This window comes from Psychrobacter sp. AOP7-A1-24, assembly GCF_052376235.1.
Lineage (GTDB): Bacteria > Pseudomonadota > Gammaproteobacteria > Pseudomonadales > Moraxellaceae > Psychrobacter.
This window is the reverse complement of the sequence record NZ_JBQSVM010000002.1, coordinates 54,028-78,804: the sequence shown is the minus strand read 5'-3', so window position 1 is coordinate 78,804 and position 24,777 is coordinate 54,028. Positions and strand designations below refer to the sequence as shown.

Sequence of the window (24,777 nt, the reverse complement as noted above, 5' to 3'; positions counted from 1 at the left end):
ACTGATTCAAGACCTGATACTTTGCTTTGCACAGAAGATCATTAAGTAAAGCCACTGAGTACTGAATCGCATATTGATTATATCTGAATGACTAAACCCCGATTTCGGGGTTTTTTTATAACTGTTTGTCCCTTATATTAAGACATTATTTAGATGAATTCATTTACAGAAGCCAGTCGTTGCTCTGTATAATTACAAATTATCGTTATTCACTTTATACCAACCTCAAAACACGATCAGCCGTGTCAAATATGTTCAATCTACTATGCGTAGTACTAGCACTTGTTTGGTTTGCTGATCTATTTTTTGTGAATGGTATTAGATCGTTTGGATTGAAATTATGATGATCCGTTATGCTTCCTATTTTATTGCGGCGATACTACCACTATTGCTATTTCGTTGGTTTGCACCTGCGTCAACTGGTGAGATTGATTTTTGGTTGCTATGGCTATTAGCCATGGTATTGGTGGCGCTACCTGTTGTTTATGCTGAGATCGCATTGGCCTATCGTAGTGTCGAAGGGCCTCTAGCAGGCATGCAAAAGCTTACTCGTGAGGCAGATGTCAGTCCGATATGGCGCAGCTTTGGTTGGTCGGCAGCGTTAGTCTCTATTGTGATCGCAGCGTTGGTCATATCTGGCGCAAGTACGGGTATATTGTCTGCATTAACTGAGCTAAATAGCGTACCTGATGTACCTAGCTTCGCGGTTGCTGCAGGCCTGATGGTCATTGCGGTGCTTTTAAGCTTGCTAGGTGGTGCGCCTCTACCTATTGGTTTAGGATTGATGGTGATAGGGCTGCTATTAGGTCTCGCAAACGGTGAGCCAAATACTGGTTTTGCCATGACTGATGTCAGTTTGACAGAATGGGCACGTGCAGTTGCGTTAGCGTTAGTGAGTGTCGGTGCGGGTACAGGACTATACTGGTTCGGTCAGAACTTGGTGAGTAAGCAGACAGTCACAGCTGTAGAATCAAGCAATCAGCAAGCAAAAAACAGAGCTGTTACTCGTGAGTACCATGCAACCAAGCTAGTGTTACCGATTTGGGTATTGCAACTGCTGATAGGAGTAGTGGCTTTATTTACTAGTGGTCTGTCATTGCCACCAATTGGACAGTTACTATATTGGGGTGGGGTGTTATTTGTGGCTAGCTACTTGCTACATTATAGTATTCAACAGTTAACGCATAGGTTTGGACTATTAGTTAGTTTGATAATCACTTTTGCTGTGGCGTTATTATTAGTAGTTGCGATTCCGACAGCATGGTTAGTAGGTATCTTGGTCATTATTAGTAGCATCGCTGTACTAGTGTTATCAGTATTTACGGGTTGGCAAATGAAAATCAGCCATTTGCGTAAGTCACTAAATTTCAGCAATGAAGCCGTTTATAACTTGTGGCGAGTTGCGATACGTTTAGTCGTACCATTAGCATTGCTATTAGCATTGATAGGTTGGGTGATGCAGTGGTTGAGCTAACAGTTAGTGGTCGTGACAGCAGTGTGCCACAGGCTACTCAAGCTAAGTTAATGACGGTATATCTGGCGTATGCTGAAGATGAGCAGCGCCAGCATTACTTAGCTTTGCAGGTTAAACAAGGTGTTAGTTTGTATGAAGCATTGATACAAGCGGGATGGCTTGAGAAGTTTGCAGAACTGGCAGAGTGGTGTGAGCAAGTCATAGATATTACCACGCCAACTGCAAAACGTTGGCATGTGGGGATTTACGCACAAAAACAGCCATTAAGCTATTTGTTACAGCCTTTTGACCGTATCGAGGTGTATCGTAGCTTAAGCGCTGATCCTATGTCTCAGCGCAAAAATAAATCTCGCAGCTAAACCATTAGCTATCTATACCGATAGAGTTTACTGACTATGATGCTGGTAGACTCTCAATACCTTCGATGCGCGTGACCAAACCATTATCATCAAAATAAATCACTAAATGCTGGCTAGCGTTTTTGACATCTGCGATACCTTTACGACTACCTTCAGTACCTGCTTTATAGTCATAGATGTAATCCCAGCGTTTAGGCTCAAGCGTATCTCGAATTGCAGGGCTACCAAGCGCATAAAGAACTTGGTTTTGATTCATACCTACTTTTAGCTTCTGGGCTTGGTTTTGAGTAATCGCTGTGCCTTGTGGCAAATCAATCTTATAAACACTCAATAATGAGCAGCCAGACATAGCAACAGTAGCGCCAAGCATACTGGTGAAAACGATCTTACGTAATGCGCTTGTGTGGCTTAACGGACGGAAATTTAATGTCTTTATCATGGTAAGATGACTCATAAGAAATGAATTAGGTGTGGCCAGCATCAGGTCGTACCAGTCTGACCGACAATCTTGGACAAATGATACGTCATTTACTTGCAATTGCCTACCACTTACGACATTATTTACCAAACACAATCTGAAGAGTGATATTAATTATATTTTAAATTCATGGGCTTGCATCTCGATAATTATAAAATAATAAGAGTGATGTCTGCGTAAGCTCAGTCAGTTTGTTATTAATCATTTACTCTACATTTTACGAAAATAATCTTCTTTGATTATTTATCACATATTTTTTATTTGCTAAGGCTTCCACAGTCAAGAGGGATATTATGGCTTCTTTTACCAATCAAGATTTACGTAGAGCAGGACTCAAAGTCACGTTGCCTCGTATCAAAATTTTAGAACTATTAGAGCGCGCAGAGCTGCATCACATGAGCGCAGAAGAAGTGTATAAAGCACTTATTGACCAAGGTGAAGACGTAGGTCTTGCCACTGTCTATCGTGTACTGACACAGTTTGAGCAAGCGGGTATCGTTGAGCGTCATAATTTTGAAAACAATTTATCTGTGTTTGAAATTACACAAGAAGAGCATCATGACCATCTAGTTTGTGATGTATGTGGCAAGATTATAGAGTTTCATAATGAAGTCATCGAAGAAGAACAGCTGAAAGTAGCAGAAAAACATGGCTTCAAACTATCTGGGCACTCTCTTGTGCTATATGGTATTTGTGCGGATCAAGCTTGTAGAGACAGTGCGAAATAACTATCTAGTGTATAAAAAGAAATGCTTATTTCTGCTAATAATGTTATAGCGAACCACTGACAATGCTGTGTCGACCAATAAAAAGAAACCCTCGTTATTTATAACGAGGGTTTCTTTTTATATGTTTACTCTGTATAGGAAGCTGAAGAATACTAGCTAACATCTAACGATAAACTATCGGCACCTTCATCTAGATTAGTATTACCATTTTTGCTACTAAGTTTAATTTTGAGGCGTAGATCGTTAGGAGAGTCAGCATGTAGAATTGCTTCTTTATATGTTATCTCTCCTTGCTCGTACAAATCAAAAAGTGCTTGATCAAAGGTTTGCATACCGCTGTCTCGTGAGCGTGTCATCACATCTTTAATTTCATGGACTTCCCCTTTACGGATATAGTCACTGATCAGCTGCGAGTTTAGCAAGATCTCGATAGCAGCACGTCTTCCTTTACCGTCAGGTGTAGGAATAAGCTGCTGCGCGATAATGGCTTGCAAGTTTAACGACAAATCCATAAACAACTGATTATGGCGATTGGTTTCGAAGAAGTGAATGATACGATCGATTGCTTGGTTCGCGTTGTTTGCATGCAATGTTGCAAACACTAGATGGCCTGTTTCTGCGTACTGAATAGCATAGCTCATCACCTCACGGTTACGAATCTCGCCGATTAGGATGACATCGGGTGCTTGGCGTAGCGTGTTTTTTAGGCCTGCTTCAAATGAATGGGTATCGATACCAACTTCACGCTGTGTAATAATACAGCCACGATGTTTGTGCACAAACTCAATAGGATCTTCTATCGTAATGATATGACCATGAGAGTTTTGATTACGATGTCCTATCATTGCTGCAAGGGTAGTGGATTTACCCGTACCCGTTGCACCAACTAATAGAATAATACCGCGTTTTTTCATGGCTAATTCTTTTAGCGTTGGCGGTAAACGTAACTCTTCGACCGTTGGAATATTATTTTCAATTTTCCGTAAAATCATTCCTGCCATATCACGTTGTACAAATGCACTGACCCGAAAACGAGCTTGCTGCGCTTCATCAGAGATAGCAAACTGACACTCATTAGTATCTTCAAACTCCTTTTGCTGACTTGGCGTCATTACACCTTTGACCAGTCTTATGGTTTGCTCAGCACTTAAAGGGGTTCTACCGACCGGTAAAATTTTTCCATTCACTTTCATGGAAGGTGCTACGTCAGCCGTAATGAAAAGGTCAGAGCCATTTTTGCTGATCATTAACTGTAATAGTTTATCAATGTCCATATCGCACCTGCACTAGAGGTAAATCAATTAAGTAAATATTTAAAATCATGCTGTAAAGTTCGCCAGTAGATTGCTACTAGATAATAGTGGATATCACCAATTATTCATTTCTGATGGTCTATATGTACTATAGAAACGCTTCAGGCTGTTTTGCATAAGGACGCGCAACATCTTTGCTAATAGTTCCTTTGCCTACCAAGTTCTTTAACGTTTGATCAAGGGTAATCATGCCATCACCAGCACCCGTTTGAATAGCAGAGTACATTTGAGCGATTTTGTTCTCACGTATCAAATTACGGATGGCAGGTGTACCTATCATGATTTCATGAGCAGCCACACGGCCACCTGCTTGACGACGTAACAGAGTCTGTGAAATAACGGCTTGTAACGATTCTGATAGCATCGCGCGAATCATGTCTTTTTCAGCAGCTGGGAATACATCAATGACACGGTCAATCGTCTTAGCGGCTGAGCTGGTATGCAAGGTGCCGAATACTAAATGTCCAGTTTCTGCCGCTGTTAGAGCCAAGCGAATGGTTTCAAGGTCACGTAGCTCGCCAACCAAGATAACATCGGGATCTTCACGTAGGGCAGAGCGTAATGCTGGCTCGAAACCTAAAGTATCACGGTGGACTTCACGCTGGTTGATCAGACTTTTCTTTGATTGATGGACAAATTCAATCGGGTCTTCGATAGTTAGAATATGTTCTTTACGGCTTTCGTTAATGTAGTCAATCATCGCCGCAAGTGTTGTCGATTTACCTGAACCTGTTGGACCTGTCACCAACACCACCCCACGTTTAAGGTCTGAGATACGTCGGAATACATCGCCCATACCTAAATCTTCCATCGTTAATACTTTGGAAGGAATGGTACGAAATACAGCACCTGCACCGCGGTTTTGATTAAAAGCATTGACACGAAAACGTGCTAAATTAGGAATCTCAAAAGAAAAATCTGTTTCAAAAAACTCTTCAAAGTCGGCACGCTGCTTGTCATTCATAATGTCATAAATAAGCTGATGCACGACTTGATGAGTCATCTCTGGCATATTGATACGCGTCATTTCACCATCGACACGTATCATTGCTGGCATGCCCGCTGAAATATGTAAATCTGATGCCTTGTGTTTAACCGTAAAGCGTAGCAAGTCTTCGATATTGAGGTTGTTTTTTGCAGCCATAATTTGATATTCCTATCGCTTAGTCTAGGTCAGACAAAACACTATAAAAGTACGTGATAAACTATCTATCGATAATTTCACAAATAGCGATGAAGGGCTGGCCCGTACAGATCTTTGCCATCGCTAGTATATTTAGCAGCATACGTTAAAGTATGTAACAATATCATAACAAGACTGTGAGTATTTAACTATCTACTAAATTGAGAAAAGTCAGAACTGTATCGTTTTAAAATAACTCTTACAAGAGTTATCCCTGATTCATTTTAGAGAATTGGACGATTGCGTTCTTTTTATAATAAAAATTGCAGGAAAATAAACCAAGTAATAAGGGTTGAGTATGAATGAAATAAACAACAATATTGACCAAATGACGCTTATCAACAACTGGCAACAAGTTAGTAAGCAAATGAAGCAAGCATGTGTTCATGCTGACAGACAGGCTGATGATGTTATGTTATTGGCTGTTTCGAAAAAAAAACCTGCCGATATGATTGCAACTTTAGCAAAGCAAGGACAGCGTGATTTTGGTGAAAACTATCTACAAGAAGCCATTGAAAAAATTACTACACTCAAAACGCAACCTGTAGGCGAAAATATTGTTTGGCACTATATCGGTAGTATTCAACGTAATAAGACACGTGATATTGCTGAGCACTTCGATTGGGTACAAACGGTTGAGCGAGATATCATTGCCAAACGATTAAATGACCAAAGACCAAATGAGCTACCACCATTAAATGTGTTGATTCAACTTAATATTGATAATGAAGACAGTAAGTCTGGATGTCTGCCATCTCAGCTGCCAGAGCTGATAAAGACAATCAAAGAGTATGAGCGTTTACAGTTACGGGGTCTGATGATCATCCCCGCTAAAGCCAATACAGATGCTTTTGCACGTACTAAGCAATTGTTTGATGAAGTCAAAGCAGACTATCCAGAGTTAGAACATTGGGATACGCTTAGTATGGGCATGAGTGGTGATATGACAGAGGCGATAGAAAACGGCACCACGATGGTACGTGTCGGTACTGCTATCTTTGGTCAGCGTGCTTGATATGTTGCGAATAGGCTAGTTAAGAATAATTTAACTGGCCTGTAAATTAAAAGATATCTTCTAATTGGGTTACTAACATCTGCGTAATTTTAAGATTGTCAGTCGCAATAATTTCAAACCGATAATTGGCATACTCAATTGTGTCGGTTTTTTTAGGGATTTTTCGGAGCATATACATCATAAATCCACTGATAGTTTCGTAATTTTGACTGCGTGGTAAGTCGACAATATCTAATGCACGAATCACATCTTCAATAGGCGTCATGCCATCGATTAGCCACGAGTTGTCAGTGCGCTGGACAATAGGTTGTTCCTCTAACGTTACCAGCTCACCCATTACAATACTCATTACGTCTTTCAGCGTGATAACGCCAACCACTAGTGCATATTCGTTCACGATAACCGCAAAGTCAGCACCAGTAGACTTGAACATCTCTAACACTTCAAACAAAGACAACGTATCAGGAATGAAAAGTGCTGGTTTCAATAGAGCTTTGTTCGTTAAGCTAACTTCTTGTTGGTTCAAAACCAAAGCTAGAAAGCTACGAGACTCCACATAACCGACGATATGCTCTAAATCATCGTCATGGCAGACCAAAAATTTATTGTGTGGCTGCTCAATCATGATATTTACGACTTCTTCGGTACTTGTTTCCGTATCAAAATAAACGATATTTTCGCGAGGGTTCATCACTGAGGTGACGGTACGCTCCTGCATATCAAATATATTTTCGATCAAGTGATGCTCTTGCTTCTTCAGTACACCTGCTTCGGCACCAGCATCCATCACTGCATAAATATCTTCTGGTGTCATATCATCTTGGCGTATGGTTGAAATGCCAAAAAGTTTAAACAGGATATTCGCGGCTCCATCGAACACCCATATAATGGGCTTTAATATAAATATTAACAGTATCATTGGGCGTACGAGTCGTACCGCTATCGTCTCAGTATTTGACATGGCCAAACGCCTAGGCATGAGATCAGCGAGTAGTGAAAACAAACTTGTGATCAGTACAAACGATATAACCGATGCTACCGTTTCATTATTAAATAATTGCTTGAGATAAGGACTGATGGCTGACTCACCCACGGCACCAGCTGAGATAGCGACCGCGTTTAGCACTATTTGTACGACAGTGATAAAGCTACCAGGATGGTCTTGCATATTAAGAATATCAAGTGCGCGAACATCGCCTTCTTTTGCCATAATTTGGAGCTTGATTTTACGTCCTGCGGCGATGGCAATCTCAGCAGCAGAAACAAAGGCACTTAAGGCAAGCAATAAAAGAAGAAAAACACTAGCGGTTAGCAAACTCATGACGTACTCGAAAAAGAAATAAAGATAATTAAGGCAAAATAATTATTGAAGCTGTGTGGAAAGAAATAGGGTTAGGTATAAGATTTTTTGGTAGATAAAAACCAAAAAAGCTGGGCAAGCACCCAGCTAATAGTAAAAAATTCGATATCTTTTAAAACTGGCTAACTAGTACCTCTCAAGTTATAACTAGTAGAAATCGAGAGGTGTGTAGTAATTAACCTTTGATTGACCACTTATTAACCAATGGGTAACGGCGTTCACGTCCAAAAGCTTTGTGGCTAATCTTTGTGCCGATAGGGGATTGCAAGCGTTTGTATTCGGTGTTGTCTACCATTCTAATGACTTTGGCAACCATCTCAGCATCAAAGCCTTTATCAATAATCTCCTGATAGCCCATATCTTCATCGATATATGACGTCAAGATACCATCTAACACATCATAATCAGGCAAGCTGTCTTGATCTTTTTGATCTGGACGTAATTCAGCCGATGGCGGACGAGTAATAACACGTTCAGGAATAACAGGGGTGTCTTCTAAACGGTTACGATAGCTTGCCAATTTATAAACTTGAGACTTATATACGTCTTTTAATACGTCAAAGCCGCCAGCCATGTCGCCATATAGCGTTGAATAACCAACTGCCAATTCTGACTTGTTACCAGTCGTAATAACTAAATGACCGAATTTATTAGACAATGCCATCAAAATAACACCACGAGCGCGCGCTTGGATGTTTTCTTCGGTCGTGTCCGCTGGCGACTTATTGAATAATGGTGCTAGCGTATGACGGATGCCTTCGACAGCGTCAAAAATAGGGCAGACGGTGTAAGAAACATTTAAGCGACGTGCCTGTGCTTGAGCATCTTCTAGACTGATTTGAGAGGTATACTCGTATGGCATCATGACCGCATATACCTTATCAGCGCCTAACGCGTCAACAGCGATACAGAGCGTCAATGCTGAGTCAATACCACCTGACAACCCAACAATAATGCCAGAAAACCCTGAGTGATTGACATAGTCGCGTAGACCGACGACTAGCGCCTGATACATTTCAGATTCACGGCTCAAGGTTAGAGGGGCTTTGGTCTGATCGTTAAATTTAGCCGTTTTTACATCTAACGTGGCAAATAGCAATTGGTTCATAAAGCGCGGCGCTTCATGGGCAATGCTACCGTCAGCTTGTACCACCATAGAGCCACCATCAAAAACTAGATCGTCTTGCCCGCCGACAGCGTTGACATAGACGATTGGTAGCTTGTTTTCACGGCTACGCTTGGCCAGCATAGTTTTACGATTGTCCTGCTTTTCAATCTCAAAAGGTGATGCGTTTAAGCTTACGATTAAATCAGCACCTTGTTTTTGAAGCTCAGAGATAGGACCTTTTTCCCACAAGTCTTCACAGATAAGCAGACCAATAGTAATGCCTTTATAATCAAATAAAACTTGGTTACGACCTTTATCAAAGTAGCGACGCTCATCAAACACGCCATAATTTGGCAAAATCTGCTTATGGTAAAAACCTTTTTGATGACCATTATGCAGGATGGCAGCAGAGTTAAAAGTACCGTGATGATCGACATGCGGATAGCCGACAATCATGACGATATCATCGATATCACTTAAAGTAGATAAAGCGCTTTTAACACGGCCTGACAAGCTTGGACGTAGCAACAAGTCTTGTGGAGGGTAGCCTAAAAGAGCCAACTCTGGGAATACGATAACGTCAGCACCTTGTTCGCGTGCTTGTAATGCTAGGGTACGCATTTTTTCAACGTTGGTTGCGATATCACCGACTAAAAAATGCGTTTGGGCTAGGGCAAAATTGACAGTATCTTGTGGTTTGTTGGTATTACCAGCTTTGTCTGAGGTGTTAGAGTTGGGGTTATCAGTGTCTTTTGACATTGTTATTGTTCCTATCGATATATTATTAAAATTTGGTGTGTCTGTATTGATTTCAAATAAAATCCGAAATTAACTCAAAATTGCGCCCTTACATATAAAGCTCAAATATTGAGCTGATATGCTGAGTCTAAGTCTCATATAAGCCTTTATAAAAGACTTATTATTTTATTCAAGTAACTCACTCTAAGTGATAGCGACACTCTAAAAGAAGACGATATAAGTGAGTATTGAAATCTGGCTTAGAGGGTTCGATGTCTGTACAAAGATGTAAATAAATCTGTGCAAATAAACTTAACTACACTGAAAAGCTTAAAATAATCGCTTTAGTATAACATCAATTGTCGCGACAAATAGAACGCACCAGTGGATTCCCTTATAAGATAGCAGTTTAAAAGCTGAACATAAAAGCAGTTTGCAATACATGATTTTTACACACTAAATTCATGCATTATGCGCTAGTTATTATCGTCGCCATCTAGTAAGCTTGCATAGACAAAGTTGTAAGTAAAGGTTACAACAACGCGTTATATAATTTACATGCTTTATTGCATAATAAGGCGTGCTAACTGCACTTTTATTATTCTATTTACAGTAATAAATGGCTATGAATTCGCGGTATGGAGCTGGGCACAGTCATACCAATTAACTGTCATACGGTTTAATTGCCATGTTATTTAATCGTCATACGACTTCGTAAATCCGACGCAATGCTTTTTTGTATGACTCGCAACTCTCGCTAATGGATATGGCTGACAGACAATGTCTAAAAGCTAATATTCATCACACATTTATAAACTCGCCAGCAACTTTATCGTTTGCTGTCCGCTTTTGGTTTATACGCTATGATTGAAAACTGGACAAAAGAATTTATTATTCAGCGCTTATTGGCAATTACGTTGCTAGTAGTGCTGTTCGTATTGTGTTTTCAAGTGGTGCAGTTTTTTATTGTACCAGCGCTGTGGGCAGCGATTTTGGCTTATGTGACTTTTCCTATCTATAATTTTTTCCATGAAAAGGTGAAGCTGAGCCCAGACTTTAGTGCCGCTATTATGACGGTGAGCATCTCATTGATAATTGGTGTGCCACTGGTCATCGGTGTATTTATCTTACAGCAAGAAGCTTTGAGTTTAATTAGTAATCTAATTTACCGTATCAAGGTAGGTTACTTAGATGTACCTGACTCTATTAAAGATTTACCTATTATCGGCCAACAAGTCAAAGACGTACTGTGGCGTATCAATAAGAATCCAGAAGGAACATTAGAAGCTTTTCGAATCTGGGTTCAGTCGCATTTATATTATGGCAAAGTAGCATTTGATGTGGTGTTCAGTAGCTTGGCTAAACTAGGTATGGCGTTAATGACGCTATTCTTCTTTTATCGAGATGGCACCAGTTTGATTCGCCAAATTCGCCAAGCGCTTCGCAATATTATTGGTAATCGTATTGATGGCTATATTGATTCTGTAGGTACAACCACACGTGCCGTGGTATATGGTATTGGCTTGACGGCGTTGGCACAGGCGACATTAGCAGGTATCGGATATTACTTCTCTGGTGCACCAAGCCCTATCTTATTAACCATCGTTACTTTTATTATCGCTTTGATTCCTTTTGGCACGCCATTTGTTTGGGGCGGTGTATCGATTTGGCTATTGAGTCAAGGACATACTGCAGAAGGCATTGGCTTGGCACTATGGGGTGTATTAGTAATTAGCTGGGTGGATAATTTGATTCGTCCTATTGTCATTAGCGGCGCGACCAAAATCCCTTTTATCATTATTTTTATTGGTGTACTGGGTGGTCTTACAGCATTTGGCTTTGTTGGTTTATTTATAGGGCCTGTCGTACTGGCTATCGGGCTTGCGGTATGGCGCGAGTGGATATCCCAGCACAAAAATGAAATATTCGCTCAGCAAGAGGTGATGCTTTCTGACCCTCGTGCTATAGATCCTATGCATGAACCAGAGTAACAAGTCACTGCAAATACGATGTAAAAAATTATTGATAGAGACGATGAGTAATGACAAATAAAAATATGGCAGAACCGACAGATAATAAGATCGACAAAACAAGTACGGTTAAAAATATTACTATTTTGGCGGACAGCAATATCGCCAGTCTGCATGATTTTTTTAATGACTCTACGCTTGGTCAGCTGACTGAGCATACAGTTGATATCATTACTGTCGCTGGTCGAGATATTGATGCGTCGCTACTGGCCGAAGTACAGCCAAATGTGCTGCTGATACGCTCGGTGACGAAAGTAGGTAAGACTTTACTGGCTGATAATAACAGTGTGCAGTTTGTTGGGTCTGCGACTATTGGGACCGACCATGTAGATCAAGATTATCTAATGTCTCGCAATATCACTTTCGCTAATGCAGCTGGTTGTAGCAAGCACTCTGTGGCTCAGTATGTGTTGACAGCTATCTTAACGTTGCGCCCGCAGTATTGGCAGCAGTCAGGGCCCTTAACATTAGGTATCATTGGTCTTGGAAATATTGGTAGTACGCTTGCTCAGTATGCCTATGACTTGGGTTGGCAGGTGTTAGGTTATGATCCCTTGTTGCCAACCTCTAAAACTAACAATGCTAGCCTTGAACAGGTACTTAGCCAAAGCGACGTAGTTAGTTTGCATGTGCCTTTAACCAATGAAAAGAATGCGATGAATCCTAAAGGTAGTGACTATCCAACACGCCACCTTATCAACGCAGCTGCACTGGCAATGATGCCTGCCGATACGATGCTAATCAATAGCGCGCGAGGACCTATCATTGAGGAAAGTGAGCTTGAAGCAGATATTGAGCGTACTGAACGTCAAGTGGTGCTAGATGTGTTTGAGCATGAGCCAGAAATCGCAGCAAGCTTACTATCTAAACTTGCCATTGCTACACCGCATATCGCTGGCTATACGCTAGAAGGTAAGCTGCGTGGCACACAAATCATTTATGATGTATTGTGTGAAAAACTAGCGATACCTCCAGCGCAATCTATGTCCAATCTGCTACCGCTCAATATGTTTTTATGGTCTGAATTAAAGTCACATACAGACAGACTGCCAAAGTTTTATGACATTATGCAAGATGATACCTCGTTGCGAAATAAAACAGTTGATAGGCAAGTAAATGGTGCTGACTTTGATGGCCTGAGACGTGATTATCACTTGCGCCGTGAGTGGCAGTTTTAAGAAACAAGATGCCGAGCAACCAATTATTCATCAGTCGCAGTAGAGCACAATGAGCCAAGCAAAAAATACTTCTTCGCAGCCTATTACTTCTAAGCCTATTATTTCCAAGCTTAGCTACGCACCAACCATGACACTTGCGATGGCACAACAGCGCGCGCAATTCATCAGCAATATTCGGCAGTTTTTTACCAGTCGACAAGTACTAGAAGTGCAGACACCGCTATTATCTCAAGCAGGCAACACAGACACTTTTTTACAGTCTGTCGCAGCCCATGTGACCTATCAAGACCGTCCGCGCACTTATTACTTGCATACCTCGCCTGAATTTGCGATGAAGCGTTTATTAGCCAGCTGGCAAGTGCCTATTTATCAGATTTGCCCTGTATTTCGTGATAACGAAATAGGCGCACGTCATAATATTGAATTTACGATGCTCGAATGGTATCAACCTGATTATAGTTTAGACGAGATGGTAACTGAGCTTAATGAGTTGTTAGAGGCGCTTTATGGTCACTCAATTGTGATGAGTCATTATCGCTATGTCGATGCCTTTATGGATTTTGTAGGCATACATCCGTTGACAGCGAGTTTAACTGCATTACAAGCCGTGGCAGAAGATATGGGTTTGACAGGATTTGATTTTAACAATGCTGAAGATAGCGAAGAAAATCGTCGCCAGAGCTGGTTAGATTTGTTATTTAGTCATGCCGTAGAGCCAAACCTAGGCCATGATTTGCCGACATTGATTATAGAGTATCCACCTGCAACCGCTGCACTCGCGAAGACGGCTGTGGACAAAGATGGTAATAAAATAGCAAAGCGTTTCGAGCTGTATATCAACGGCATTGAAATCGCCAACGCTTATGATGAGCTAGCGGATAGTCAAGCATTACGAGACCGTTTTGAACAAGACAATCAGCTACGCGCGCGTCATAATCTACCTCAAATGCCAATCGATGAGCATCTATTAGCTGCATCTGATGACTTGATGCCATGTAGTGGTATCGCAGTTGGGATAGATAGGTTGCTAATGGTTTTGATAGGCGCAAGCAGCTTGGAAGAGGTTATTCCTTTTCCTAGCGGACAAGCATAATTGAACGTGCGTCTTTTAGATTATCTGTGATTTAAATATGTAATTAAAAGGTCGTTACCGATTTACCAATTGAATATTGGCGAATCGATAACGACCTTTTGTATTAGCTGCTTCTAAAATTTAGCGGACACAGCCAATTATGGTAATACTAAATCTACTTATACCGTAGCGACTGCTTCGTTGATATCAATATCACCATTGTGTAGATTAAAGACTTTGCCTATGGTGTTATCTGCGGTTAGCACTGCTGCTAGCGTTGTCGCTACATCTTCGATTGCATTCTCACCAGAGCTGGTATCATTAACAGTGATTTTGCCTGTACCAGCGCGTTCTTTTAGTGCGCCTGGCTGTACGATAGTGTAGTCAAGCGAGCTGTTATTCACCAACCAGTGATCGGCGTAGTGTTTAGAGATATAGTATTCTTTTAGGTTTGCTATACCAGGGTTTTCATCCCATTTTTCGGTTTCCAATGAGAAGACTGAGCTCAACATAATATAACGTTTGATACCTTTATCTTGTGCCGCTTGCATCGTTTTCACCGCACCGTGCAAGTCAACTTCTAAGACGTTTTTACCACCAGATCCTGCAACGAAATAAACAGCCTCGATATCTTGATCTAGTTGTTTTTCAATAGAGTCTTTACTAACTGTAATGTCTAAATCTAGCTGGGTATAGCTGTTATTATCAAATAGTTTTTCTTTCTGACGAGTCGTGCCAATAACTTGATGATCATCAGCCAATAACTGTTTAACCAAATCACCGCCCACTCGACCACTTGCACCAACGACTAAAATTTTCATAATTATTCCTATTTTTATTTAAATTCTATTGTTTGAATTATTCAGTAAGTTTATTTATCTTAAAAACCGAATATAGAGTAACAAAAATAGGCAGCACGTTTCGTTATAAAGCGTGCCGATTGAATAGTGTTTGGTTATAGAGTGTATACAGTTTGCAAGGAATCAACCGCTGCTCAGATGCCAGTATGCAATGGATAGCAGAATAGGTAAGCGTCAGAGAAAACCATAAAAAGCACTAACGAACCAAGCGATTGAGACCGTCGGCGAAGGCTTTTTTATCACGATCGCCGTAGGGCTTTTGACCACTCATTTCCTGCAATTCTAGGACACCAGTACCGCGCATGGTGTCCATAAAGTCGCGCATATTGAGCTTTTGCTTGATATTGTTTTTGTCATAGACCACGCCACGTGTCGTCAAGACCATACCACCTTTGTCCAATATGTCATTGGCTAAGGGAATGTCGCTAGTAATAGCCAAGTCACCGGCTTGTATCTGCTCGACGATATAATCATCAGCCTTATCAAATCCTGACGGCACGACAGTCATGACAAGTAGGGGCGACTTGCGTAGCTTAATCGGCTGATTGGCCACAAATATAGCCATGGTCTTGGTGCGTTCAGCTGTTTTGATAATCAAGTCTTTGGCTATCAATGGAACCGAGTCTGCGTCCACCCAAATCTGCATTATTTTTTGGCCTTCTCAGATTTTGATGAAGGCGCAGTCAGGCTGTCTGTTTGGCTGTCTTTGTTGCCTAGATCATCAGCTGTGGCATCATTCTGAGCACTACTCTTAGTACTATCTTTAACGTCGACATCCGCTTTACTAGATTGAGTATCCACACTGGCATACTCTTTATCTAGACCAACCTTGTTTGGCAAGACAGCAACCAGTTTTGCCATAGCAGGCTCTAAATCAGTCACGTCGTTAGGCATCAAGGTGATATGAGCAATCTTACGGTCGTCACGTTCAGCTTTATGATAGCTATGATAATGAGCGCCATCGATGTTTAACACTGCACTGATATCAGGATATTGACCAAGTACATTCACCATAATTGCAGGATGCACGTTATCTGTATCGCCTAATGGTAAATTGACCACGGCACGGATATGGTTTTCAAACTGGCTAGTGATAGCGCCTTCGATACTCCAGTGCCCAGAGTTGTGTACACGTGGTGCGATCTCATTCGCCAGTATCGTGTTGTGACCGCGAGCATCTTTGGTGACGAACAACTCAAGCGCCATAGTGCCGACATAATCTAAGTGGTTCATGACTTTGGTGATGGCGTCCGTTGCTTGCTGAAACAGATGGCTCGTACCAACAGCAGGCGCTTGAGTTTTGGCCAAAATACCATGGTGGTGATGATTTTCGACCAAATCGTAACAGCGTACCTGCCCATTTTGCGCTCTTGCTGCAATGATAGAGACTTCACGGCTAAAGTTAATAAAACCTTCAGCAATTAATGGCGCAGGTGTTGGCGTAAGTGAGCCTTTGCCGCTGACAGCGTCTTTTAGATCTAGCCAAGCAGCTTTAATATCGCTGTCCTGCTTGATGACGAACTGCCCCTTACCGTCATAACCACCACGGCTGGTTTTTAGAACAATAGGTAGTCCTAGTTCTTTGCAAGCGTGCTTGAGCTCAGCCTCAGAATTGACTTCCATAAATGGTACGGTTGCAATATCAAGCGTATTGAACATCTGCTTTTCTTTTAGACGATCTTGAGCAATATCAAGCGCAATCAAAGGTGGGAACATACCTTGCTTGCTACCAGATTTTGATAAAGCGGTAAGCTGTTCTACAGTAGACGTAGGTGTGTTTTCGAATTCTAATGTGAAGACATCAGCTGCTGCGATAAAATCTTCTAATTGATCGCTATGAAAGACACGGCCATATAGTCTAGCAGGACATTCTGAATTGTCTTCCAAAAATACGCATTGGTAGCCCAATGGCATGGCGGCTTCGGCAAGCATCATACCAAGCTGACCACCGCCTAAAATACCGATGGTACGAATGGTTTGGGTAACAGGATAAGCGTTTGCTGTAGTCATGGCAGGCTCTTTGAATAAAAGTGAATAAGGTGTTTGGTATATTAAAGTTTAAAATTCAATGGGTGAAAATAGGAAAAGGTGCACTGTATGCACCTTATCTTTAATCGAAATTGCTTGAAAATATACAGTGATAGTTTCAGTCGTTAAGCTATCAGCATAAAAGACTCTGCTATAAAAGCAGGTCGATTTATATTTATCTAAGGGTTAATAATACCTGGTGTTGGGCTAGCGAGAATGGTCTCAGTCTGAGACTGGCGCATCTGATTGAGTTTAGTAGCAATCGTATCATCATGCAATGCCAACACTTGAATTGCAAGTAGAGCAGCATTATAAGCACCGGCTGTACCAATCGCCAAAGTGCCAACAGCAACGCCTTTTGGCATTTGTACGATAGACAGTAGACTGTCCCAACCGCTCAGCATAGATGACTTTACAGGGACACCAAAGACAGGTAGTGGCGTTTGACTGGCACACATGCCTGGCAAATGAGCGGCACCGCCTGCACCAGCGATGATAACTTGTAGACCATTGTCTTTTGCGCTTTTGGCATAATCAAACAATCTATCAGGCGTACGGTGTGCAGAGACAACTTCACAATCAAAAGCAATGTCAAAGTCTGCAAGCAACTGTGCAGCAGCACTCATAGTCGCCCAGTCAGATTGCGAACCCATAATGATGCCAACTCTTGGTTGACCAGCAGGGGAAGTGATTGGGCCGTTCTGGTTAGCAGCAGTGTTCGTGTTGCTCATGATTGGATATCCTCAAAAAGACCATCATACAAAAATTTTGCTACATTCGTAAAGCCAAGTTTGACTTTTAATATATACATGGTGTTAATCGCATTGATATCATAACTTTATATCTACTTTTTCATCGTGATAATACTGAACAAAATGATTGGCAGTCAATGGTAGTGGTTGTTCGGTATCTAGCTGATAGCAGGTCAGATAGCCGCTATCTGCTGCTGCAGAATAGTCAGTACAGGCAACTTGTGGACTGAGCGGCTCAGGTGTGCCAGTGAGCCAATAGTGACCCACAAACACAGGTTTATGAGTTTTTAGTGCAAAGTCAATATTTTCAGCCAGCGCATCAGATGGTATTTGTGCCAATGCGGATGATGGAGCACGTGATACTTCACGAAGTGTGCGCGTATTTAGTTCATCTAGCCACCAGCGTACTCGTACTCGCGTACGCTCGGTACCTTCCTTATCTACCATCACAATACCATCAGGTAAACCCGTTTCCACTCCTTTTAACACGCGTTCTAAAGCCTCAAAGGCGACGGTATTTTCTTTGGCCGTTTCGATCAAGCCTGGGGAGGTCAGACAGTTATTGTCAGTCAATAGAGGCTTTAGTATTGCCATGCTATCCGTATCCCAACAAGCATGCACAAAACAGGCATAGTCGCTCTCAATCCATAATGGGATTTCGTATAGACGCTGCAACCAATACTCATGTTGCTCTGAGCCGAACGGTATTTCTGACAAAAACGCTTCATGTTGGCGTTTATGGATATCATTGTGTGAGCGTAAATATTGACTAGTATTATTAGGATCACACGTGGCATATGCCAACGCATTATATTCATGATTGCCCATTACTGCATCGGCCACATCAGCATCTAACATTGCAAAGACAATCTCTAGCGTGGTTAATTGCTGCGAACCACGATCGATCAAGTCGCCGATAAACAAAGCCCTATGACCTGCCGGTGGTACAAAGTGCTGACCGTTATGCTCATAACCTAACTGTTGCAGCAGACCGACCAGTTTGTCTGCATAACCATGTATATCACCGATAATATCTATAATCATAATGTATTACTGAATCTCAAATGTATAAGTGTACCGTACGCAAAATAGAATTTATGACGTATAGTTACCTTTAAATTATTAGCTTCATTAAATTGTCGTTACGAACAAACTATTAAAGCTTTTCTATCAAAAATTTTATCAATTAACATGAATGTAAAGACGGCTAAAAACCTGGTGATAGCAGGGCATTAACAAAGTGAAGTAGTACTCTTGGCTCTAAAACGATTGTAGCGATAACGCCAAATGCGCCGCCCCACATATGAGCCATATGATTGATGTTTGAACCACCGCGTTTATCAGCGTAAATACTATAAAATATGTAAGCCACGGCAAATAGTATCGCAGGAATCGGAATCACGGCAAAGAGGTAAATCCTCTCCCATGGTGCTAGCAAAATGAACGCAAATAGCACAGCGGATACGCCGCCCGAGGCACCTAGACTCAAATAACTGGCGTTATTCTTATTTTTAACATAGCTTGGAATCATAGCAACGATAATAGCCAATACATAGAAAACCACAAAACCGTAACCGAACACAAACGGCCGATATAGTCCTTCGATAGCACGCCCGAAGAAATATAAAGTAAACATATTAAAGAGCAAATGCATACTATCGGCATGAATAAAGCCGTGGGTCACAAATCGATCCCACTGCCCATTGTTGACTGCTGGCGGATAAAAAATCAATCGATTAAGTAGCGTCTTATTTTGCCATGCTAATAAACTGACAATAACTGTAATAATGATAATAAGCGTTGTATGGTTTAACAAAGGAAAATCCTTAGGCCGTGCCTGATATGTGACAATGCAACAAGTGACAATATTCAAAGCCTAAGCGTTACGGCTGAGTAAAAATAAGTTTGACGTCTGATCCGTATTAAGTACTAACCATTAGCAATAGATCAATACTAACAGCAGTTGAGATGACGCGGACGCCTATTATGTGACAAAACGATGCTTTTTTATGCTGTTATAGTGAATAATGTAGCAGTGTATCATGCTATATAGGTGAAACCTTTAGAGCAAAGCCAATGAAGAGACCAGTGATTAGAGTATTGCCTAGGCTTGCTACCTAGATTCGCTATGAGTGTGCTCTTAGATAAAAAGTGACATACCTCAGTACCGTATATAGAAATAAAATAAATACTTAATTTTTGCACATTCGAATAAGGCTGATAGAGGCGGTGAACCATGAATATTATTGACCAGCTAGAACAAACGGTAACCCCAACCGTAATGGGTAATGATGACAGCAATAACGTTGCCTATGTCAGTTTACTTGAACAGTTTTACGCTGTTTTGGCAGCGAGACTAGCGGGGCCTCAAATTTACTCACAGCTGTTACGCAACGATCAAACAACTACCAGCAGTATTAATGAAAGCTCTCTATTTGAACAACTATGGCAAGATAAAAATCTTCGAGAAACTATGGTTCAAGAGTTGGCAGCTTCTCACCACATTGATGCACAGACAACTGAGCAATTAATCACTAGTGCTGCACCATTGGCATATCGTGAGCTAAAAATATTGGCCAATGGTCAGTTTTTGCCAGCATTTTTGCAAGAGAAGCAAGCTACCCTACGACCATATCTACCTATTTGGGCGGCGGCTGTGATTACGGCTACTCAAGACGTGCATCAGCAAGTACAAACAAGCTTCAATTCAGATGATGACCATGTGCCAGTACATGTGCCAGTAAGTGACGACATATCGAATAGACTTGACGACGCTACTTTAGATACTGGCATAGTCGCACCAATAACGAATAATGATGTAGAAAGTATAGAGCCAATATCAATTGCTGAGCGCGCAAGTACTGAAGCATTGGGTGACGATACGATTGCCAGTAGTGATGCTATTCATGCTAATCCAGCTGCTTATCATTTGGTAGAAAATAGTAACTTGAAACGTGCGCAGGTGCGTACTCGTAATCAGCGAAACGATTTGCTAATACGTGTGTTTTTATTAATAGTAGCTTTGGCTGCGCTTGCATTGGCAGCATGGGCGTTATTAGTGAAACCCAATAATGAAATACCAGTAGAACCTGTGGTCACAGCACCTGTTGAGTCATCACCAACGCCCGAGCCTCAGATCCCAACTACCACTCCTATTGAACTCATTGTCGGTGTAGATAACGGTGGCAACTTGTACACGTGTAGTGCGACCGTTGGCGATGCTGCACTGCAAAGCTCGTTACAACAGGCGCTTAATACAAGCTTTGGTGAGCAGGCAAATATTTGTGAATTGAACATACAGGATGGGGTAGCAAGCACAATCACTAATATACCTGCAGAGATATTGCCTAATGTCTTGACGATGCTCAGATCAACACCATTTGCACGTTTGCATGTGCAAAATGATCGTCTCACACTGGAGGCGCCAGACAGTATGCTATTGCAAAAACTGGTTACAGAAATACGTAGCTTGGCACCAGCAATGGTAGTCGAAAGTACAGCGCCATTACCTTTACCTGATAATAGCGAGACTGGTAATACTACAAACAACATGGCAAACGAAAATAACCAGTTTGTAGATGATGGTGAAGGGGGCAATAATCAATTCAATAATAACGTGGCAGATAGCAACTCTGTCGAGTACCAAGCATCAGACGACGATACTGGAGATGGCGTGATACCAACTCCTTTGCCTAACAATAATAGCTTTAACAATACACCCAACAATCTGCCTACTAACGGTGCAAGTAATATTCCCAACAACTTCCCTTCGAATAACCGAACGACCAGACCGCCAGGACCTTTTTCACCTTCCGAAGTGGATGAGATGGCAAACACGATCATCGTTGCTGAACCAGCTCAAGTTAGATAACTGTTTATAAGGCACGCTCTTTTATACGGTGTATCCTTTTATATGTTCTAGACTACAGTTACGTGAGCCAACCGAAATATTACTTACTGTATCATTTACACAACAACGAGGTGACTGTGAACGTTGTCTTAATGGTCTTATAATAAATAAAAATAAACGTAGCGAAATAGGAGTCTTGGCTAGATCTGTAGCTAATATTGGATCTATAACTGATCACCTGCAAAGACCTTGTAAAATGAACGCTTAAATAATTGAATAAGAAATAAATCAGGAGAGGGTTACATTATGGATATTATTAGTCATTTGACACGTACCGTTAGTCCCGCAGTATTAGAAGATGGCGGAAGTCCTGCTAAGAAAAACTTACTAGAACAATTCTATGCAATTTTCGCTGCTCGTCTTGCAGATAATGACACTTTTAGCCGTTTTGCCAATGAAAATATCGCTCGTGATGACAATGCCTTTTATGACCGTGTATGGACAGAAGACGCACACCGTGACCAAATCTCTCGTGAATTGGCAGGGAAACATAACGTCGACGCAACCGCATCACGGGGTCTAATTACGATGGCAGCCCCACTGGCTTTTCATGAGATCAAAAGCTTAGCTGGTAGTACACCAGTACCGCAGTTTTTGAATGATAATTTAAATAGCTATCAGCACCATATCCCTGCATGGGCAGGCAGCGTCTTACCGGCTAGCGCAGCTGCTGCGACAAGTGCCCCCTTTTCAGATACTACTAGTACTGCACCGCTACAGAAAGAGGAAGAGGAGCAGGGTAGCTTTATGAAAGCGCTATTACCGATTATTGGTTTGATTATATTAGGGGCATTGGCCTGGGCGTTGCTAAGAGGCTGTCAAGAAAACCCTGAACCTGTGGCAACGCCTGCCGCGGCAACGCAACAAGCAGCTGCCACTGATGGATCGGCATCAGTCATTGGAGATGTAGAGCCTGCATCGTTAAGCATCGCAACTGGTGAGAATAGCCAGCTGTATGCTTGTCGTATGAGCGTTGGTGATGAGACACTACAAACCAACGTAATGAATGCATTGACTGGGGCGTTTGGTGACGAAGCAAACAAGTGTCGCGCTGATGTTGACGATAACTTTGCAGTAGATATGCCAGCATCCGCTCAATTGGCCACAATACTACCGATTGTCAAAAATGTACCGAATGCGAGCATGATTATCAAAGGCGATAATATCACTGTCAATGCGCCTGATAAAGATGCACTGGATAAGTTGGTTACTGACTTGCAAGCAGCTGCTCCTGCTATGACAGTCCAAGCTGAAGGCCCATTAGACATACAAGGCGAGATTGATGATAGTCTTGCTGCTGCCGATGTTGCGATGACCAATCTTGGTGAAAACCCAGACCCACGTGATGTTGCCCGCGCTTTGAGTATTCAAGTGATTAATTTCCAAGTAGATGAAGCGGTCATTCCTGAAGTCAATAAAGAACTATTGGACCGTGCTGCAGAAATTATCAATAATGTACCTGATATGAAGCTCATGATTGTCGGGCACACAGACAGCCAAGCCTCTGATAGCTATAATATGGAGCTGTCTCAAGAGCGTGCCGATTCAGTAAAAACGTATCTGGTATCTCAAGGAGTTGATGAAGCTAAATTAAATACCAAAGGTATGGGTGAATCAGAACCAATCGCGGACAATTCAACCGAACAAGGTCGCTTCCGTAATCGCCGTATTGAGTTTTTAGTTAATGATGAAGTTGTCGATGCAAACGATGGCATGATGATAGATGGTGATTCGTTAGATCCAGATATGAACCCATTAGATAGTAATAACGATGATTTGTTGCCAGATAACGATGATGTTACTCAAGGTACTGCAGTGGATCCAACCAACTAATCTACATGTTCTGATTTTGAACATAGCTAGTTTTGAACATAGCTAGACAGTAGCAGCCAAACAAAAAAACCGCATCTGACCAAGGTGCGGTTTTTTTATGCTGCTTAATGACAATTGAACAAGCTATTATTTATACAGCGTAGGATCTGTTGATTCTTTAGTAGTCTGAACATTGGCAGTCTGCGTATCAGTTTGAGCGCTAAAAAAAGTTTGAGTGACATTCTGTTTTGCTTGCTGCCAGTACTCAAACTGCTGGCAGGTAGATTCAAGATCGCCCTGCCATGTTGGTACAGTGCCGCACATGGTTTTGATACGTTGCTGATTAGGGTAAGGTAGATCTTGCGCTGCTTTAGCAGCCTCATGAGCAGCAACACGATCGTTGCATACCAGCGCAATATCACAACCAGCATCAATGGCCGCTTTTACGCGAGCACTGACATCACCAGCGGCCTTTGCGCCTGCCATTGACAAATCATCAGAGAAAAGTACGCCATCAAATTTGAGCTCATCTCGAATAATATCTTGTAGCCAAATTTTAGAAAAACCAGCTGGCTTGTCGTCTACTTGTGAAAATATTACATGTGCTGGCATAAGCGCGTCCAGACAATGTAGCGTTTGAGCAAAAGGCTGCATATCGCTATTGATGATTTCGTCTAAGCTACGCGTATCGATGGCTTCTGATACGTGAGAGTCAGGAGCGATGGCACCATGACCGGGGAAGTGTTTACCAGTCGTTGCCATGCCAGCTGCTTTCATACCGCGCATAAACTGTGTTGCAAGCGCAGTGATGGCTTGCGGCTCATGATGAAAGCTGCGGTCACCGATAACTTGGCTAATGCCGTCTCTATCCAGTACGGGTGCAAAACTCAAATCGATGCCTACAGCCAATACTTCAGCTGCCATCAGATAGCCGCAATCATAGGCGCAGCTAAGTGCTTGATTGGGGTCTTGATTGAATAGTTCACCCAGTCGACCCATAGCGGGTAATGGCGTGAAACCTTCACGCAATCTCGCGACTCGTCCGCCTTCTTGGTCCACACCGATAAGTATGTCTTGATTGTGATAACGTATATCGTCGCACAGTGCTCTGACTTGGGCAGCGTCTGTGACATTGCGACCAAACAATATGACTCCGCCGACCTGTGCTTGTTTAATCAAACTGATATCTTCAGCGGTCAAAGCGGTACTATCAATATCTATCATTAAGACGCCGTACATTGCGTAATCCTTATTATTTTATACATCGTTATATTATGAGGGTGACTGTCGATATATGGCTATCTTATCGCTTATCAGTCATTGTTCAGATATCTTATTATGACAGCTATTATTGATTGAGCATAATGCGGCAGACTATT

21 protein-coding genes are annotated in these 24,777 nt (G+C 41.8%); 9 read left to right on the top strand and 12 right to left on the bottom strand.

The annotated features are described in order from the left end of the window. The first annotated feature begins 340 nt into the window (after positions 1-340). Both ACT3QQ_RS01380 and ACT3QQ_RS01375 read left to right on the top strand, forming a co-directional pair. On the top strand, positions 341-1,474 hold the full coding sequence (locus ACT3QQ_RS01380) for a hypothetical protein (protein ID WP_444526608.1): 1,134 nt from the start codon (positions 341-343) through the stop codon (positions 1,472-1,474). Then, the gene (locus ACT3QQ_RS01375) at positions 1,462-1,833 is read left to right on the top strand and encodes an RnfH family protein (RefSeq protein ID WP_444526607.1); all 372 of its coding nucleotides are present in this window, start codon (positions 1,462-1,464) and stop codon (positions 1,831-1,833) included. Before ACT3QQ_RS01380 ends, ACT3QQ_RS01375 begins: the two co-directional genes overlap by 13 nt. 34 nt (positions 1,834-1,867) lie before the next feature. Here the strand turns inward: ACT3QQ_RS01375 and ACT3QQ_RS01370 are convergent, their stop codons facing one another. Next, positions 1,868-2,287 (bottom strand): outer membrane protein assembly factor BamE, encoded by a 420-nt coding sequence (locus tag ACT3QQ_RS01370; protein WP_444526606.1) that lies wholly within the window; start codon positions 2,285-2,287, stop codon positions 1,868-1,870. A gap of 317 nt (positions 2,288-2,604) precedes the next feature. Here ACT3QQ_RS01370 and fur point away from each other — a divergent pair, with 317 nt between their 5' ends. Next, entirely contained in the window at positions 2,605-3,039 is a 435-nt protein-coding gene (gene fur / locus ACT3QQ_RS01365) for a ferric iron uptake transcriptional regulator (protein WP_444526605.1), read from the top strand. A gap of 152 nt (positions 3,040-3,191) precedes the next feature. Here the strand turns inward: fur and ACT3QQ_RS01360 are convergent, their stop codons facing one another. Both ACT3QQ_RS01360 and ACT3QQ_RS01355 read right to left on the bottom strand, forming a co-directional pair. After that, positions 3,192-4,313 carry a PilT/PilU family type 4a pilus ATPase gene (locus ACT3QQ_RS01360; protein WP_444526604.1) on the bottom strand — a complete coding sequence of 374 codons (1,122 nt, stop codon included), beginning with the start codon at positions 4,311-4,313 and terminating at the stop codon, positions 3,192-3,194. 127 nt (positions 4,314-4,440) lie between these two features. Beyond that, entirely contained in the window at positions 4,441-5,496 is a 1,056-nt protein-coding gene (locus tag ACT3QQ_RS01355) for a type IV pilus twitching motility protein PilT (protein WP_444521013.1), read from the bottom strand. 337 nt (positions 5,497-5,833) lie between these two features. Here ACT3QQ_RS01355 and ACT3QQ_RS01350 point away from each other — a divergent pair, with 337 nt between their 5' ends. After that, positions 5,834-6,550, top strand: coding sequence for a YggS family pyridoxal phosphate-dependent enzyme (locus tag ACT3QQ_RS01350; protein WP_444526603.1), 717 nt, complete (start codon positions 5,834-5,836; stop codon positions 6,548-6,550). A 46-nt stretch (positions 6,551-6,596) separates the two neighbouring features. Here the strand turns inward: ACT3QQ_RS01350 and ACT3QQ_RS01345 are convergent, their stop codons facing one another. Together ACT3QQ_RS01345 and ACT3QQ_RS01340 are read right to left on the bottom strand one after the other, a co-directional pair. Then, on the bottom strand, positions 6,597-7,871 hold the full coding sequence (locus tag ACT3QQ_RS01345) for a hemolysin family protein (protein ID WP_444526602.1): 1,275 nt from the start codon (positions 7,869-7,871) through the stop codon (positions 6,597-6,599). A gap of 214 nt (positions 7,872-8,085) precedes the next feature. Continuing rightward, positions 8,086-9,777: an NAD+ synthase gene (locus ACT3QQ_RS01340; RefSeq protein ID WP_444526601.1), complete on the bottom strand. Its 1,692-nt coding sequence runs from the start codon at positions 9,775-9,777 to the stop codon at positions 8,086-8,088. A gap of 842 nt (positions 9,778-10,619) precedes the next feature. Between ACT3QQ_RS01340 and ACT3QQ_RS01335 the strand changes: the two genes are divergently transcribed. From ACT3QQ_RS01335 to epmA, 3 genes are all read left to right on the top strand, one after another. Then, a complete protein-coding gene (locus tag ACT3QQ_RS01335) occupies positions 10,620-11,747 on the top strand; it encodes an AI-2E family transporter (protein ID WP_444521009.1) in 1,128 nt (375 codons plus the stop codon). Between the two features lie 65 nt (positions 11,748-11,812). Then, the gene (locus ACT3QQ_RS01330) at positions 11,813-12,964 is read left to right on the top strand and encodes a 4-phosphoerythronate dehydrogenase (RefSeq protein ID WP_444526678.1); all 1,152 of its coding nucleotides are present in this window, start codon (positions 11,813-11,815) and stop codon (positions 12,962-12,964) included. 49 nt (positions 12,965-13,013) lie between these two features. Further along, positions 13,014-14,057: an EF-P lysine aminoacylase EpmA gene (gene epmA / locus ACT3QQ_RS01325; protein WP_444526600.1), complete on the top strand. Its 1,044-nt coding sequence runs from the start codon at positions 13,014-13,016 to the stop codon at positions 14,055-14,057. A 158-nt stretch (positions 14,058-14,215) separates the two neighbouring features. Here epmA and ACT3QQ_RS01320 read toward each other — a convergent pair whose 3' ends face one another. From ACT3QQ_RS01320 to ACT3QQ_RS01295, 6 genes are all read right to left on the bottom strand, one after another. Next, the gene (locus tag ACT3QQ_RS01320) at positions 14,216-14,857 is read right to left on the bottom strand and encodes an NAD(P)H-binding protein (protein ID WP_444526599.1); all 642 of its coding nucleotides are present in this window, start codon (positions 14,855-14,857) and stop codon (positions 14,216-14,218) included. Between the two features lie 235 nt (positions 14,858-15,092). Next, the gene (locus tag ACT3QQ_RS01315; protein WP_102093310.1) at positions 15,093-15,542 is read right to left on the bottom strand and encodes a YaiI/YqxD family protein; all 450 of its coding nucleotides are present in this window, start codon (positions 15,540-15,542) and stop codon (positions 15,093-15,095) included. Then, on the bottom strand, positions 15,542-16,906 hold the full coding sequence (locus tag ACT3QQ_RS01310) for a 5-(carboxyamino)imidazole ribonucleotide synthase (RefSeq protein ID WP_444526598.1): 1,365 nt from the start codon (positions 16,904-16,906) through the stop codon (positions 15,542-15,544). The genes ACT3QQ_RS01315 and ACT3QQ_RS01310 overlap by 1 nt, the downstream gene beginning before the upstream one ends. 197 nt (positions 16,907-17,103) lie before the next feature. After that, positions 17,104-17,655, bottom strand: coding sequence for a 5-(carboxyamino)imidazole ribonucleotide mutase (gene purE / locus ACT3QQ_RS01305; protein WP_444526597.1), 552 nt, complete (start codon positions 17,653-17,655; stop codon positions 17,104-17,106). A gap of 99 nt (positions 17,656-17,754) precedes the next feature. Next, positions 17,755-18,720 (bottom strand): metallophosphoesterase, encoded by a 966-nt coding sequence (locus tag ACT3QQ_RS01300; protein WP_444526596.1) that lies wholly within the window; start codon positions 18,718-18,720, stop codon positions 17,755-17,757. Between the two features lie 163 nt (positions 18,721-18,883). Then, complete coding sequence (locus tag ACT3QQ_RS01295; RefSeq protein WP_444522184.1) at positions 18,884-19,492, bottom strand: rhomboid family intramembrane serine protease; 609 nt, start codon at positions 19,490-19,492, stop codon at positions 18,884-18,886. 420 nt (positions 19,493-19,912) lie between these two features. On the opposite strand from ACT3QQ_RS01295, the gene ACT3QQ_RS01290 reads away from it, so the two are divergent. Both ACT3QQ_RS01290 and ACT3QQ_RS01285 read left to right on the top strand, forming a co-directional pair. Next, entirely contained in the window at positions 19,913-21,547 is a 1,635-nt protein-coding gene (locus ACT3QQ_RS01290) for a hypothetical protein (protein ID WP_444526595.1), read from the top strand. 285 nt (positions 21,548-21,832) lie between these two features. Next, the gene (locus ACT3QQ_RS01285; RefSeq protein ID WP_444526594.1) at positions 21,833-23,419 is read left to right on the top strand and encodes an OmpA family protein; all 1,587 of its coding nucleotides are present in this window, start codon (positions 21,833-21,835) and stop codon (positions 23,417-23,419) included. 126 nt (positions 23,420-23,545) lie between these two features. Here the strand turns inward: ACT3QQ_RS01285 and nagZ are convergent, their stop codons facing one another. After that, positions 23,546-24,637, bottom strand: coding sequence for a beta-N-acetylhexosaminidase (gene nagZ, locus ACT3QQ_RS01280; protein WP_444526593.1), 1,092 nt, complete (start codon positions 24,635-24,637; stop codon positions 23,546-23,548). Positions 24,638-24,777: the final 140 nt, after the last annotated feature.